12 protein-coding genes are annotated in these 14300 nt (G+C 72.6%); 1 reads left to right on the forward strand and 11 read right to left on the reverse strand.

The window, feature by feature from the left end:
- Positions 1-5 precede the first annotated feature (5 nt).
- The 11 genes from Q1V88_RS18985 to Q1V88_RS19035 are packed head-to-tail and all read right to left on the reverse strand — an operon-like array spanning position 6 to position 12918.
- Positions 6-1454 (reverse strand): amidohydrolase family protein, encoded by a 1449-nt coding sequence (locus tag Q1V88_RS18985; RefSeq protein ID WP_300683446.1) that lies wholly within the window; start codon positions 1452-1454, stop codon positions 6-8.
- Positions 1451-2401, reverse strand: coding sequence for a polysaccharide deacetylase family protein (locus Q1V88_RS18990; protein ID WP_300683449.1), 951 nt, complete (start codon positions 2399-2401; stop codon positions 1451-1453). The genes Q1V88_RS18985 and Q1V88_RS18990 overlap by 4 nt, the downstream gene beginning before the upstream one ends.
- Positions 2394-3881: an NAD(P)/FAD-dependent oxidoreductase gene (locus tag Q1V88_RS18995; protein WP_300683452.1), complete on the reverse strand. Its 1488-nt coding sequence runs from the start codon at positions 3879-3881 to the stop codon at positions 2394-2396. Before Q1V88_RS18995 ends, Q1V88_RS18990 begins: the two co-directional genes overlap by 8 nt.
- On the reverse strand, positions 3878-5104 hold the full coding sequence (locus tag Q1V88_RS19000; protein ID WP_300683455.1) for an amidase: 1227 nt from the start codon (positions 5102-5104) through the stop codon (positions 3878-3880). The genes Q1V88_RS18995 and Q1V88_RS19000 overlap by 4 nt, the downstream gene beginning before the upstream one ends.
- Positions 5101-6048 (reverse strand): polysaccharide deacetylase family protein, encoded by a 948-nt coding sequence (locus Q1V88_RS19005; RefSeq protein WP_300683458.1) that lies wholly within the window; start codon positions 6046-6048, stop codon positions 5101-5103. The genes Q1V88_RS19000 and Q1V88_RS19005 overlap by 4 nt, the downstream gene beginning before the upstream one ends.
- Positions 6045-7280 carry an amidase family protein gene (locus tag Q1V88_RS19010; RefSeq protein WP_300683460.1) on the reverse strand — a complete coding sequence of 412 codons (1236 nt, stop codon included), beginning with the start codon at positions 7278-7280 and terminating at the stop codon, positions 6045-6047. Before Q1V88_RS19010 ends, Q1V88_RS19005 begins: the two co-directional genes overlap by 4 nt.
- On the reverse strand, positions 7273-8703 hold the full coding sequence (locus Q1V88_RS19015; protein ID WP_300683462.1) for a 4-hydroxyphenylacetate 3-hydroxylase N-terminal domain-containing protein: 1431 nt from the start codon (positions 8701-8703) through the stop codon (positions 7273-7275). The genes Q1V88_RS19010 and Q1V88_RS19015 overlap by 8 nt, the downstream gene beginning before the upstream one ends.
- Positions 8703-9674, reverse strand: coding sequence for a hypothetical protein (locus Q1V88_RS19020; RefSeq protein ID WP_300683465.1), 972 nt, complete (start codon positions 9672-9674; stop codon positions 8703-8705). Before Q1V88_RS19020 ends, Q1V88_RS19015 begins: the two co-directional genes overlap by 1 nt.
- Before the next feature lie 22 nt (positions 9675-9696).
- Complete coding sequence (locus Q1V88_RS19025) at positions 9697-10608, reverse strand: GntR family transcriptional regulator (protein WP_300683467.1); 912 nt, start codon at positions 10606-10608, stop codon at positions 9697-9699.
- 7 nt (positions 10609-10615) lie between these two features.
- Positions 10616-12043, reverse strand: a complete 1428-nt coding sequence (locus tag Q1V88_RS19030) for an amidohydrolase family protein (RefSeq protein WP_300683469.1) — start codon at positions 12041-12043, stop codon at positions 10616-10618.
- On the reverse strand, positions 12040-12918 hold the full coding sequence (locus Q1V88_RS19035) for a carbon-nitrogen hydrolase family protein (RefSeq protein WP_300683472.1): 879 nt from the start codon (positions 12916-12918) through the stop codon (positions 12040-12042). The genes Q1V88_RS19030 and Q1V88_RS19035 overlap by 4 nt, the downstream gene beginning before the upstream one ends.
- A 189-nt stretch (positions 12919-13107) precedes the next feature.
- On the opposite strand from Q1V88_RS19035, the gene Q1V88_RS19040 reads away from it, so the two are divergent.
- Positions 13108-14163: an AbrB family transcriptional regulator gene (locus Q1V88_RS19040; protein ID WP_300683475.1), complete on the forward strand. Its 1056-nt coding sequence runs from the start codon at positions 13108-13110 to the stop codon at positions 14161-14163.
- Positions 14164-14300 lie beyond the last annotated feature (137 nt).

Here is a 14300-nt window from a genome sequence, read left to right on the forward strand (position 1 = left end):
GTCGATCAGAGCAGGTGCCGCGGCTCCCACTCCCGCGCCCGCTCGGCAGCCAGGGCCGCACGAGCCTCGCCGACCTGGGTCCGCCCGGTCGCCACTCCCCCGGCGACGGTGGCCCGCCACTGCTCAGCCAGGGTCCGGAAGCGGCCCTCGATCGCGGCCAGGTCCAGGCCGGGAAAGGTCCGGTCCTGGTAGACGAACCGGCCACCGACCATGACGTCGGTGACATCGCCCGAGCGGGCTGCGGTGAGCACCTGGTTGGCCAGGTCGTTGGCCGGCAGGAACGCCCGGGCGCGCAGGTCGAGGAACGTCAGGTCGGCGCGGTAGCCCGCCTGGATCCTGCCGACGTCGTCCCAGCCACAGGCAGCGGCCCCGCCCTCCGTCGCCGCCGTCAAGGTCTCCTCGACGCTCAGCCAGTCCGCGGCCGGCTGCACGAACGCCCGCGACATCAGGGAGGTCAGGCGGACCGCGTCGAGCATGTCCAGCAGGTCGGCGGAGTTCGCCCCGTCGGTCCCGATCCCGATCCGTACGCCGGCACGGAGCAGCCCACGGACGTCGGCGACCCCGGACCCGAGCCGAAGATTGGAGCCCGGCACCGTCACCACGACCACCCCGGCCCCGGCCAGCGCGTCCCGGCTCTCCGCCGAGAGCCAGATCCCGTGGGCGGCGGTGAGCCGCGGGCTCAGCACGCCGAGCCGGGCCAGCTCGGAGACGATCGGGTGACCGAACCGCTCCTCCCCCGCCAGCGCCTGGACCTTCGACTCGGCCAGGTGCAGGTGGATCCGCAGGCCGTGCTCGACGGCGAGGGACTGCAGGCCCCAGATCAGCTCGGCCGAGCAGTGCGCGGGGATCGTCGGCGCGACCGCGGGTCCGACGCCGGCCAGGGCCGGGAAGCCCTCGACGTAGGTGCGGGTGCGGGCCACGATCTCCTCGGCGTCCAGGCCGGAGACGGGCACGCCGCAGCACTCCCCGATCACCGGCACCGCCTCGTGCACCGACCGGTCAGCGACCATCGGGGCGATCACGGTCCGCAGTCCGACCGAGGCGTAGCCGCGCGCGGCCGCCCACAGACCCTCGGGCTCGGGTCCGCCGGTCTGGCCGAGCAGGTCGAACGCCCCGGTGGCGCCGCTGGCGACCATCTCGGTGGCGGCGATGATCGCCGACAGCTCGCTGAGCTCCGCCGGTCGCGGACCCGCCATCCAGGCAGCGCCGAGCAGGGAGTCCTCCAACGTCGCCTGCCGCAGCACGCCCCGCACCGGCAGGGTGTGGGAGTGGGTGTGGCCGTTGACCAGGCCGGGCATGATCAGCCGGTCGGTGACGTCGAGCGTCGCCTCACCGGCCAGTGTCCCGGGTGCCCCGAGCGCGGCGATCCGGCCCTCGGCGACCTGCACGTCCAGCGGCGTCGGGACCCAGTCGGGACCGGTGAGCACGACGCCGCCACGCAGCAGGAGATTCATACCGGCTGAGTCTGCACCCAATGACGGGCGATCTCGGCCCGTGTCGCGACCCAGACGTCCTCGTGTCGCGCCACGTGGTCGAGGAACCGTGCCAGCCCGGCAGCGCGGGCAGGGTGCCCGGTCAGTCGCGGGTGCACCGAGACCACCATCATCCCGGCGCTGCCGCGGCGCCCCTCGTCCAGCAGCACGTCGAAGCAGTCACGCAGGTAGACGAAGGCGTCCTCCGAGGTCGACCACCACCCCTTGGCGTACTTGTTGTCGTTGTTGGAGAACGTGTGCGGGATGACCAGCTGGCGTGCGGGCTCGCCCGACGGCCCGGCGAGACCGGGCACGTCGGCCCAGTACGGCAGCTCGTCGTCGTACGCGTCGGAGTCATAGAGGAAGCCGCCGTGCTCGACCAGCAGGCGACGGGTCTGCGCCGAGGGGCCGTAGCGGCAGTACCAGCCCTCGGGGGCCGCGCCCCAGGTCCGCCGGAACGAGGCCACCGCCCGGGCCAGGTCAGCCCGTTCCTCGTCCTCGCTCATCAGGTAGTGCTTGGCGAACCGGTAGCCGTGCCCCATCAGGTCCCAGCCGGCCTCGCGGGCGGCGACGGCGATCTCGGGGTTGGCCTCCAGCGCGAGCGCGACCGCCGAGGTGGTGGCGACCATGCCGCGCTCGGTGAGCAGCCGGTGCACCCGCCAGAAGCCGACCCGGGAGCCGTAGTTCATCATCGACTCCCCGGCCAGGTCGCGGCCGGGGACGTCGGCGGAGGCCGCTGCCGCGTCGGTGAGGGGCGTCTCGGAGCGGTCGAAGCCGAGCAGCGGCGACTCCTCGCCGCCCTCCTCGACGTTGACCGCGATGGTCAGGGCGAGCCGGGCGCCGCCGGGCCAGGCCGGGTCGGGGCGGTGGCGTCCGTAGCCGACCAGGTCCCGGGCGGGGACGGCGTCACGGAACGGCAGGTCACTCATGGTGCCCATTGTGCTGTGCGTCGGGACGGCCGAGGTCGACCAGCTCGACCAGCCCGAAGTCCACGTAGTCGTCGAAGAACGCCGCACGGTCCTCCAGGAAGAGCGAGCGCGACAGCGCCTCGGCCAGCCGCCGACCGCCGGCCCCGAGCCCGGAGTTCATGTTGCCGTTGAGGCCCATCGAGAGCCGCGCGCCGTAGGTGAAGTCGTAGACCCGCTCCACCCAGGCGTCCTGCCCGGCCTCGGGGTCGCGGGCGGTGAACTCGAAGCTCGGACCGAGATAGGGGTACGCCGTCAGGCTCGGGTCCTCCCAGCCCTCGGGCGCCGTGAACCGGTCGGCCCAGGTCGCGACCAGGGGTGCGACAGCCTTGAGCTCGGGCCGGGCGGCGAGGTCGACGTTCGGCCCGGTGCCGGAGATGACGGCGTCGAAGCGGTAGCGCCGACCGCCGGCCAGCACCTCGATCTCCTCCCCCGGGGCACCGTCGGCACGCTGCACCATCCGCACCTCGTCCCACCCCGCCGAGGTGTGCCAGGCGAAGGTGTCATGCACCGTGCAGCGGTACCAGGTCGGCTGCGGCGGCGGCTGGTTGGTGCGGCCGAACTGGACGGTGAACTTCCACTTCTCCTCGTCGGGCAGGTCGGGGAAGTGCGCGCCGAAGGCGTAGAACTCCATCCACCGGAACGGGTTCACCCGCGGGATCTGCGCCCGCCGGTAGAAGAGGTCGACGCTGGCCGCACCGTTCTCCAGGGCCGAGCCGGCGTAGTCGAACGCGGACGCGCCGCCGCCGAGGACACCCAGGCGTTGCCCGGCGAAACGGGTGAAGTCGAGGCGCTCCCCGGTGCCGACGTACCGCTCGGAGGGGAGGTTGTCGCGGATCACCGCCGGCACCGTCCACTCCCCGTTGCCGGCCAGCCCGGAGGCCAGCACGACCCGGCGGGCGAGGAACTCACCGGCGGTGCTGCTCACCCGGAGCAGGTCGTCGACCGGCTCGATCCCGGTGACGGTGACGCCGTTGCGCATCTGCGGGGCGGTGACGGCGCGGAACCAGTCCAGGTAGGCCTTCCACTCCTCCTTGGGGATCTTGCCGAGGCTCTCCCAGGCCTCGTCGCCGTGGGCGGCCCTGAACCAGGACTCCGGGGTCAGCCCCGGCACGCCCTGGTCGGGGCCGGTGAGCCCCTTCGCGGTGCGCAGCGTGTGCATGGCGGCGTACGTCGTCCACGGACCCTCCTGCCCGGCGGGCTGCGCCTCCAGGATCAGGGTGTTGGTGATGGCACGACGCTTCAGGGCGAATGCGAGGGTGAGTCCGGCCTGGCCGCCGCCGACGATCAGGACGTCGAGCACGGGCTCGTCTCCGGAGCGACGCGGCTTGACCCAGGCGGGCCGGGGGAAGGCGGTCAGCTCCAGCTGGCGGACCACCTCGGCCTCCAGCGCGGCCAGGCGGGTGCTGCTGGGCGACTCCGTCGGGGTGGTCTGCTCGGTCATCTGGTCTCCTCCTCCAGGGCGGCCAGCCGTCGGGCGACGGCCAGCAGGTCGGTGTCGCGGCCCTCGAAGCCGAGCAGCTGGGCGCCGTGCGGCAGGCCCTCGACGCTCATCCACGGGGCGCTCAGCGCCGGGATGCCCAGCAGCGACGAGGTCGCGGGCATCCGGCGGTCCCCGGTGCCGGCATGGCCGGGCGGGGCGGGGTTGACCACCGCATGGGTGATCAGGACGTCGTAGTGCTCGGCCAGCCCGGCCCACTGGGCGCGCAGCCGGCCACGGTGGGCCCGTGCGTCGGCCAGGCCGACGGGGCCGATCCGGTCCGCGTGGGTGACCATCTCGGCCAGCCGCGGGTCGGGCTCCCCGGCGGCGACGTAGCCGCGCAGGGTCGCCGCAGACTCCCCGGCGAAGACGTCGAAGCAGGTCTGCCCGGAGCCGGCCAGGGCGGCGTCCATCGCGTCGAGGTCGGCGGTGTGCTCGCTCACCTCGACCGCAGGGTCGGCACCGAGCCGGGCGACCAGGTCGTCGAGCGCCTGCCGGGTGGCGGGGCGGGGCAGGCCGCCGTCGTCGAGGCGGAGCCGTCCGATCCGCAGCGGCCGACTGGTCACGTCGGCGGGCGTCGGGTCGGTCGCCTCGCCGCGCAGCACCGCGACGGCGGCACTCAGGGTGTCAATCGTGTCGGCGAAGACCCCCAGGTCGTCGAGGGTGTCGGCGAGCAGGTGCATCCCGTCACGTGGCAGCGCCAGGTGCGAGGGCTTGAACCCCCAGGCCCCGCAGTAGGACGCCGGTCGCAACGTGGACGCCTGCGACTGGGAGCCGAGGGCGAGCCGGACCATCCCGGCGCCGACCGCCGCACCGGACCCGGCCGAGGAGCCGCCCGGGGTGTGGTCGAGAGCGTGCGGGTTGCGGGTCGCCGTCGTCGTCCCGCAGGCGTACGGCGTGGTGGTGACCATCCCGACCACGACCGCCCCCGCAGCCCGGAGCAGAGCGACCGAGGCGGCGTCGCGTTCGGCGATCCGGTCGGCGTACAGCGGGGAGCCGTAGGTGACCGGCAACCCGGCCACGTCGATGATCTCCTTCACCGCGACGGTGACCCCGGCTAGCGGACCGCCGTCGGCGGCGGCCCGGGCGGCCTCGGCCAGCACCTCGGCCTCGGGCACCCGGTAGGTGAAGGCGCGCACCTCGGGCTCGCGCTCGGCGATGGTGCGCAGGCTGCTCTCGACGCTCATCGGCCGACCTGACTGGCCCGGCTGGCCTGATCGAGGGCCGCGACCGGGGCCGGCACCTGGGCGGCGTACCAGTCATGCACGGCCGAGGCGGTGACGAAGGCCGCCTCCTCGGTGGCCTGCACGGCCGCGACGATCCGCTCGATCTCGGCGATCCGGTGCGGGACGCCGACGATGTGCGGGTGCAGCCCGATCGGCATCACCGCGGGCTGCCCGCCGGGGGCGACGGCCTCGGCGACGTGGCGGGACAGGGTCCGCTCGACCCGGTCGGCGAGGGTGCCGTCGGCGGCCTGGGCGACCTGATAGGTGGTGACGTCGTTGAGGGTCAGGGTGTACGGCAGCCCGAGGATCGGCCCGGCGGCCGTGGTCAGCCAGACCGGCCGGTCGTCGATCATCCAGTCGTGGTTGAACTCCAGGCCGACCGCGCGCATCAGCTCGAGCGAGTCGTCGGTCTGGTTCATCCCCGGGGAGAGCCAGCCGCGCGGCGCACCGAAGCGTTCGGTGATCCGGCGTACGGTCTCGGCGATGACGGCCGGCTCGGCACCGACCGGATAGGACTGGATCGACTGCTGGCGTACGCCGTGGGCGACGACCTCCCAGCCACGCTCCTCGATCAGGGCGGCGACGGCCGGGTAGTGGTCGATGACGTCGGCGTTGAGGGCGACCGTGACGTGACGTCCGAGCGGGGCCAGGGCAGCAGCGAGCCGGGGCAGCCCGGCCCGCAGGCCGTAGAGCACCCAGGAGTGGTTGGCCACGTCCGGCACGACACTGAGCCCGCCCGGGGCGGGCAGCGCGGCCCGCGGCATCGGCCGGTCCAGGGTCCAGTGCTCCAGGTTGATCACCACGGTGACCAGCACGCTGGCCCCGTCCAGCGGTGCCAGAGCGGGACCGTCCGTGGCGAGTCGGAACGGAGCGGGGGCGACCCGCTCGGTCGGCGACGTGGTCATGCCTGCTCCCCTGCGGTGAGGGCGGCGGCGAGGCGCAGCAGCAGCTCGTCGTCCCCGGCCAGGCCGAGCAGGCTGACCCCGACGGGAGCGCTGGTGCCGGTCCTCGGGTGCGCGATCCGACCGGCCGGGACCGTCAGCTGCGGCACCCCGGCGAGCGAGGCGGGGACGACCAGGGCGAGGTTGCGGTCGCGCCAGGCCATCAGGTCCGAGTGGGGCAGGGTGCGCGGCGGGGCGGCGTCGATGGTGGTGGGCAGCACCGCGACGGCCCCGTCGAGCAGCGTCCCCAGCCGAGCCACCAACGCGTCGCGCCGTGCTGCCGCGGCGGCGACCTGGTCGTCGGTGACGTCGGCGGCGGCGAGGATCCGTTCCTCGATCCCCTCCCCCAGCACCGGTCGCTCGGCGCGCACCCAGGCACCGTTGGCGAGCCAGAGCTGGCGACTCATCAGCGGCCAGAAGACGGAGACGAGGTCCGCGGACGGGTCCTCGACGAGGCGTTCCTCGACCAGGTCGAGGCCCCAGGTCCTCGCCCAGCGTTCAGCCGTACGCCGGGTCAGCGCGGCGACCTCGTCGGTGGCCTGCTCGACCAGGTCGGTGAGGAGTACCAGCCGGGTGAGGGTGGCGGCGCTCCGTGGTCCGGGTCCGTCACCCAGGGCCGCACCCACGCCCCGGGCCAGCACCGCGAACGCCGTGGCAACGATCGCCACGTCCCGCCCCAGCAGCCCGCAGGTGTCGAACGCCGGAGCCATCGGGACCACCCCGTCGAGCGGGATCCGGCCGTGCGTGGGCCGCAGCCCGACCAGGCCCTGGAACGAGGTCGGCACCCGGATCGAGCCGCCGGTGTCGGTGCCGATCCCGAGCTCGGCCTCCCCGGCTGCGACCAGGGTCGCCGAGCCCGAGGTGGAGCCCCCGGGCATCCGGTCGGCCGCGGCCGCGTTGAGCGGGGTGCCGAAGTGGGTGTTGGCGCCGAACATCCCCATCGCCAGCTCGTCGGTGGCGGTCTTGCCGACCACGTCGGCCCCGGCGGCGAGGAGCCGTTCGACCACGGTCGCCGACCGCGTGGCGACCTCGGCGCTCAGCCGCGCAGGGGTGCCGGCGACGGTGCGCGTCCCGGTGACGTCGTACAGGTCCTTGATCACGACCCGGACCCCGTCCAGGGTCCCCGAGCCGGTGGGCGCAACGGAGACGGGGCCGCCGGGCGCCCACGCCGACCCGACCGGGCCGCTCTCAGCCACCGGCCACCCCGGCGCCGTAGCCGGCCAGGAAGTCCGCGACCAGGCCCTCGGCCTCGGCGAAGGGGTAGTGCCGGTAGGCGTACCCCTTCACCACCATCGCGTTGCCGGAGTAGAACCGCTCGTACTGGACGTGGCGTCCGGCGAACTCAGAGCCGACCACGTCCCAGGCGAGCTTGAACAGCTTGACCCGCTCCACCACCGGGAGCTGGTCCGAACCCATCACGACGTCCATCGCGGCGACCTCGTCGGGGTTGTCGAAGTCCGAGACGTGCGAGGGCACCTGGATCACGCCGCCACCGACGAGCTCGCCGAGCAGCTTGACCGCCCGCGGGTAGACCTCGGTCTGCTGGCCGAGCGCGGCGTAGAGGTACTTCCCCTCGGGCCGCCACACGCCCTGGGCGTCGGGGGCGGCGCAGCGGTGCGCCATCTCGGCCAGCGCCTCGGTGACGGTCTGGATGGTGGCGATCTCGGCGAGCTGACCACGCAGCGCCATGTCCTTGTCGCGGCCGTTGGCGGCCAGGATCCGCGAGGCGATCCCGGTCACGAAGCGCAGCTTGGCCGAGAGCCGGAGGATCGACTGCAGGTTGCCGATCTGGTGGGCGGCGGTGCCGAAGAACTGCGCGTTCACCGCCTCCACCGACCCGGCTGCGAAGACGTCGGACCACGGCACGAACACCTGGTCGAAGACCATCATCGCGTCGGTCTCGTCGAACCGGTTGGCCAGCGGGTAGTCGAACGGCTCCCCGGCCGAGGCGTAGGGCCGACGGCACAGCAGGCTCAGGCCGGGGGCGTTGATCGGCACCACGAAGCTGAGCGCCCGCGCGGTCTCGGTCGGCCCCAACGGGCGTACCGAGGTGACGAAGACGGCGTCGGCGACGGCCGCTCCGGTGCCGAGCATCTGGGCGCCGTCGACCACGATCCCCTCGGCGCTGACAGCGACCAGCTCGACCGGGCGGACCCGCGAGGTCGGGTCGGCGGGGTTCATCTGCGGCGGCACGATCGAGTTGGCCAGCCACAGACCCTCGGCCGCGGCCCGGCGGCGGTAGGCGACCACGTTCGCCCCGAGGGCCCGCTCCTCGGTGTCGAACACCTCGGGTCGGGAGGCGAACCCGGCCAGCAGTCCGGCGACGTGGTCGGGGCCGCGGCCGATGAAGCCGTGGCTGAGCCGGGACCACTCCTCCAGTGCGACCTTGCGCCGCTCGTGCTGCTCGGCCGTGTACGGCGTGGTGAAGATCGCCAGCTCACCGGTCTCGGGGTCGACCAGCACCGAGCCGGGCTCGCACGAGGCGTCGTAGATCCCTGCCATCGTCTCCACCACACCCGCGAAGGCGGGGTGGTCGGCGACGTTCTTCACCCGCTCGCCGTCGACGTAGACGGTCCGGCCGTCGTCGAGGGCGGCACGGTAGTCGGCACCGGTACGCATCAGAAGAGCTCCTCCACGGTGAAGCGCCGCGAGATCAGCCCGTCGGCGAGGCAGTAGTCGATGAGGGCGTCGAGCATCGGGCGGTTCGCCTCGATGCCGCTCGCCCAGTAGTCGGGGCCGAGCAGTCGCTCGGTCTCGATCAGGTGCTCCAGCTGCCAGGGCAGCATGGTGTCGACGGCGGCGGACTCCCAGAGCTGGGCGCGGGCGGCCTCCTGGGCCTGGGTGAACGCGGTCAGCAGGGCGTCGGTCAGGCCGGGGTGGGCCTCGGCGATCGGGCGCTTGACCGCCAGCACGTGCATCGCCGGGAGGATGCCGGTGGCGAGGTAGTAGTCCAGCTCGGCGGCCTTCGGGTCCTCGAAGAGGCGGCGCACCCGGTCGCCCGCCGCCCCGGTCCAGGTCGAGGGGGCACGTGCGGTGACGATCGCGTCGATGCTGCCCTCGGCCAGTGCCTGGGCCAGCGAGGTCTCCCGCTCGAAGTCGAAGGTGAAGCCCTCGGGATAGAACTGCGGGTGCTCGTCCCCGGCGTACGGGAACTCCAGACCGCCGATGACGTACGTCGGCGAGTGCCGGTCGACACCGAAGTGGTCGTGCAGGATCCCGCGCAGCCAGACCCCGGCGGCCATGTCGAAGACCGAGATGCCGATCCGCTTACCGACCAGATCCTCGGGCTTCACGATCTCGGAGTCGGCGTTGACGAAGAGGCACGAGAGCCGGAAGTGGCGCGAAGGGAAGACCGGGATGGCGAGGTAGGGGCGTTCGGGCGTCTCCAGGGTGCGCAGGTAGGTCGCCATCGGGAACTCGCAGGCGTCGAACGTGTGATGCACCATCTGGTGGTTGAAGAGCGCCTGGACCCCCATCAGGGTGACCTGGGGTTCGACGCCGGCGATCGGGATCTCTCCGCTGGCCAGGGGGCGGGTGCGGGCCGAGTCGGAGAGACCGAGGGTCAGGGCGAGCGGTGGCGTGGAGTCCACGGGTGGTGCCTTTCCGGTGAGGTCAGCGCGATGCGCTGATCACCTGGTCGATGCGGCCGCGCAGGGCCGGGGCGAAGCGGGCGTCGAGCTCCCACTCGATCGGGATGAGGTGCTCGACGGTGTCGGTGATCTCGGCAGGGACGGTGGCGGCGTTGTTGACCACCAGGACGGCGCTGCCAGCCAGAGCGGCCAGGTCGGCGGGAGGGCAGGTGGCGCTGTCGACCCCGACGATCCGGCCCGGGTAGTACTGCCCCACCAGGGCCGTCATCCACTGCACGCCGCGGTTGCTCGGGGCCACCACGGTGAGCTCGGGGTGGTCGCGCACCTCGATCAGGCGGCGCAGCGCCCGGGGCGAGGCCACCAGGTTGAGCTCGACGACCTGGTCGAGGGCGGTGACGTGGTCGGCGATGTCGTTGAGGTGGAAGATCGGGCAGGCGACGGCGTCGAACTCCTCGTCGAGCACCCGGCCACCGAGCTCGGAGAGCAGCACCGGGGCGACCTCGACGCCGCTGGCGAGCTGGACCAGCTGCTGGAGGCTGCGCAGGTCGCGCTCGTTGCACTCGACCACGGCGATCCGACGCATCGCGTCGACCCGGCCCAGGGACTCGGTCACCATCTCGGTCAGGTCGGCCGCGCTGAAGCCCAGCCGTCGCGAGCGCAGCAGGATCTCCTCCAGGTCGGTGAGGATCACCGCGCGGGCGTCGACCACCCCGGCGTCGGTCTCGGACACGAACGTGCCCCGGCGCGGCACGGTCCGGACCCGCCCCGAGGCGGCCAGCCGCCCGATCGCACGGTCGACGGTCGACGAGTTGGAGCCCAGGTCGGCCGCGAGCGCCCGGCACGACGGCAGCCGGGACCCGGCCGGGTAGAAGCCGGTGAGGATCCGGTCCAGCAGCCGGCGGTGGACGACCTCGACGCCCGGAGCGACCTCCATCGCCGGCTCAGCCGTTCCCCGGGCCCGGGGCCGCAGCCGCAGCCAGGACGGAGAGGTGACTCAGGCCGGCGCTGGAGACCAGGTCGCGGGCGTGCTCGCGCGAGACCGCGGCGACCTCGCGCGGGTCGACCTGGGTGACCTCGAAGTCCACCAGCGAGGCGGCACCGTCGACCCAGACCTCCCGGATCTCGCGGGACCCGGCGACGAAGACGAGGGCCTGGTAGGGGTCGTGGATGTTCGCCAGGGTCGGACCCTCGCCGTCGAAGACCACCAGGTCGGCACGCTTGCCGACCTCCAGGGAGCCGATCGTGGCCTCCATCCGCAGCGCCCGGGCACCCCCGATGGTGGCCATCTCGTAGGCCTCCTTCGCACTCATCGCGGTGGCCTGGAGGTCGCGCACCCGCGCCAGCAGCGGGGCGGTCTTGAGTGCCTGGAGGAAGTCCTGCGAGTCGTTCGAGGCGGCCCCGTCGACACCGAGCCCGATGTCGATCCCGAGGGCGTGCATCTCGGCGATCGGGGCGATGCCGGAGGCGAGGATGCCGTTGGCGACCGGGTTGTGCGCGATCCCGACCCGGTGCTCGGCCATCAGCTCCCGGTCGGCACGGTCCATCCAGACGCAGTGGGCCGCGAGCACCGGAGCCTCGAAGAGCCCGGCGTGGGCGCACTGGCCGACCACGGTGCGGCCGAAGCGCTGGTAGGTCGCGGTGACCTCCTCGCGGATCTCCTGGACGTGCATGTGGACGCCGTGCCCGCCGTCGACCGCGTAGGCGACGCTGGCCTCGAACATCTCGTCGGAGTGCGCGCCGATCGCACCGATCCCGAGCCTGAAGGTCTGCAGCCGCGAGCCGCGAGTGGCCTCCAGCAGGGCGTCGTGCTCGGCGAACTCGCGCAACAGATCGGTGTTCGGGTTGTGGTCACCCGACCCGTAGGAGATCACCCCGCGCAGCCCGATCTCGTCGAGCGCGCGCACCACGCCCGGCGTGATCGGCTGATCGGCAGGGTCGGTGACGAACATGTCGTTGGCCGTCGTGACACCGCTGCGCAGCATCTGCACCGCCGAGAGCATCGTGGAGACGTAGGCACGCTCCTCGGTGAAGTACGGCCGCACCGGCGCGATCAGGTCGTGGATCCACTCCCACAGCGTCAGGTCGGAGCCGATCCCGGTGATCAGCCCTTCGGAGAAGTGGCCGTGGGTGTTCACGAACCCCGGTCCGATCAGGTCGTACGCCGACCCGCGGACCGTGGCGGTCGGGAACCGGTCCCGCAGCGCGGCCCAGGGCCCGACGGCGACGATCGTGTTCCCCTGGATCGCCACGGCCCCGTCGGCGATCGGGGTCGGGGCCATCACCCAGCGACCGCGGAACAGGGTGATCGGTCCGGAGGCGGTGGGGACGGGGGTGGCCGCCTCCGGACCAGTCTGGGTGGGCGCGCTCATCGCGGCATCCCGGCGGCGTAGTCGAACGCGTCGGCCTGGGGCGCCACGAGATCGGCGTACAGCTCGGGACGACGGGCACGGAGCAGGCCGGGCACGGAGTCAAAGAGCTTCGGCTCGGCGATGGAGTCGTCGATCCCACGCAGGTGGCGCACGCGGTCCAGGTCGAGGTCGGCGACGACGACCTCCTCACGTCCGGCGAAGGCGAGCGGGTACTCGGGGCCGGTGATCATCGCGGCGCCGACCTCGTCGCCCCACAGGTTGTTGGTCAGGCCGACGTAGCAGATGTTCTCGATCGCACGGGCCTGGTTGATCAGCTGCCAGTTGCGGGTCAGGCTGGTGAAGCCGCCACCGGCCGGGCTGAGGATCAGCTCGGCGCCGCGCAGCGCGACGATCCGGGCGACCTCGGGGGTCCACATCTCCGAGCAGACCACGATCCCCATCTCGATGCCGTCGAGGGTGAAGTTCGCGAACTGGTCGGCCGGGCTGGTGAGCTGCCCGAAGGTCTCGGCCGCGGGGATGGTGGCGGGGTGGGTGCGCAGGTAGTGCAGCACCTCGGTGCCGTTGCGGTCGAGGACGTGGACCGCGAGGTGGTTGCGGGTCCCGTCGGGTCCGGCGACCTTCTCGTTGGCCGACCACACCACGTTGATGTGGTGCTCCCTCGCCGCCTCGGCCATCGCCGGAGCGGCGTCGTAGAACGCCTCGACGTCGATCGGACCGGGGCTGAACTCGGGGAAGCAGGCCAGGTCCGCGCCGGCCGCCGCGGCCCGTGCGATCAGCTCGACACCATGCTCGACGTCGGCCATCGAGCCGGGGCCGTGGCCGCCGACACGGAGGGGCTGCAGCAGGGCGAGGCGGTAGCGGGAGGGACTGCTCATGCCTCGAACAGTAGGGAGCGAAAACACCCGAAATGCCTGCCGTAACTGGCTGTTTACGGACCCCTCGGAGTCTTCTTTCCGGTGTTACACAGACCGGGACAGAGTGACACCGGCTGACACGGGAAAGCCCGCCGCAGGCCCGATCGGGGCGCCACACGGACGCAACATCACACGGCTACGGTGACCCTCGTGCGTCCCTGGATCCTCCTGCTCGCGTTGGTCGCGGCGTTCTCCACGGCCTTCACGGTCGTCGGGCTGCCGACGCCGACGCTCTTCGGCGGCCTGGCCGGTGCCCTGGTCTACGCCATCGCCCGTCCCCGCCGCCCGCTGGCCCTGCCCGCCTCCGGCTTCACCTTCGGTCAGGCCGTGGTCGGCATCGTGATCGGCCTGTCGGTGGACTGGGAGGCACTGTGGTCGCTGGGCTGGACCTGGCTGCTGGTGGTGGTCGTCTCGTGCTTCTCACTCGTGGTCTCGGTGCTGGTCGGCCAGCTGCTGATGCGCCACGGCGTAAGCCGGGTGACGGCGACGTTCTCCTCGATCGCCGGGGGCGCGGCCGGGCTGACCGCGATCGCCGACGAGCTCGGCGCCGATGCCCGCGTGGTCTCCACGCTGCAGTACCTCCGCCTGCTGGCGGTCCTGGTCACGATGCCACTGGTCGCCACCGTCGTGTACGGCGTGCACACCGCCGGGACCGACACCGGGACGACGTACCTGGATCTGGAGCACCTGCCGCTGGACCTCGCCTTCACCGCGGTCGCCCTGGGGCTGGGGCTGTGGCTCGGCCGGGTGCTGCACTTCCCCACCCACGCGATCCTCGGCCCGCTCTTCGTCTCGGCGCTGATGAGCCTCGTCCCGTGGTTCGACGGCGTCGAGGTGCCCTGGATCGTGGTGACGCTGGGCTACGTCTGCATCGGCGTGCAGGTCGGCCTCAAGTTCACCCTCGCCTCGCTGCAGCAGATCGGCCGGATGATCCCCACCGCGATGGTGACCATCGTGGTGACGATCCTGGCCTGCTTCGGGCTGAGCTGGGTGCTGGTGGCGCTCACCTCGGAGTCACCCCTGGACGCCTACCTGGCGACCAACCCCGGTGGCGTGTACGCCGTCCTCGGGATGAGTGCTGCAGCAGGCGGCTCGGTCACCTTCGTCGCAGCCGCCCAGGTGCTGCGTACGTTGATCATCCTGGCCTCGGCCCCGTTCGTGTCGGCGTACCTGACCCGTGGCGGCAGCTCGCACCGGGAAGTTTGACCAAAGCCCCCTCACCCGCTGGGAATCACCCGTACGGTCGACCTCTGCCCTCCAGCGGCAGACCGTCGGAGTGCTCGGGCGCACCACGGCGCACCACCGTTGTCGTCTTGCCGTGCCATCTGAATCTGTGGAGCCCT

The organism is Nocardioides sp. (assembly GCF_030150155.1).
Lineage (GTDB): Bacteria > Actinomycetota > Actinomycetes > Propionibacteriales > Nocardioidaceae > Nocardioides.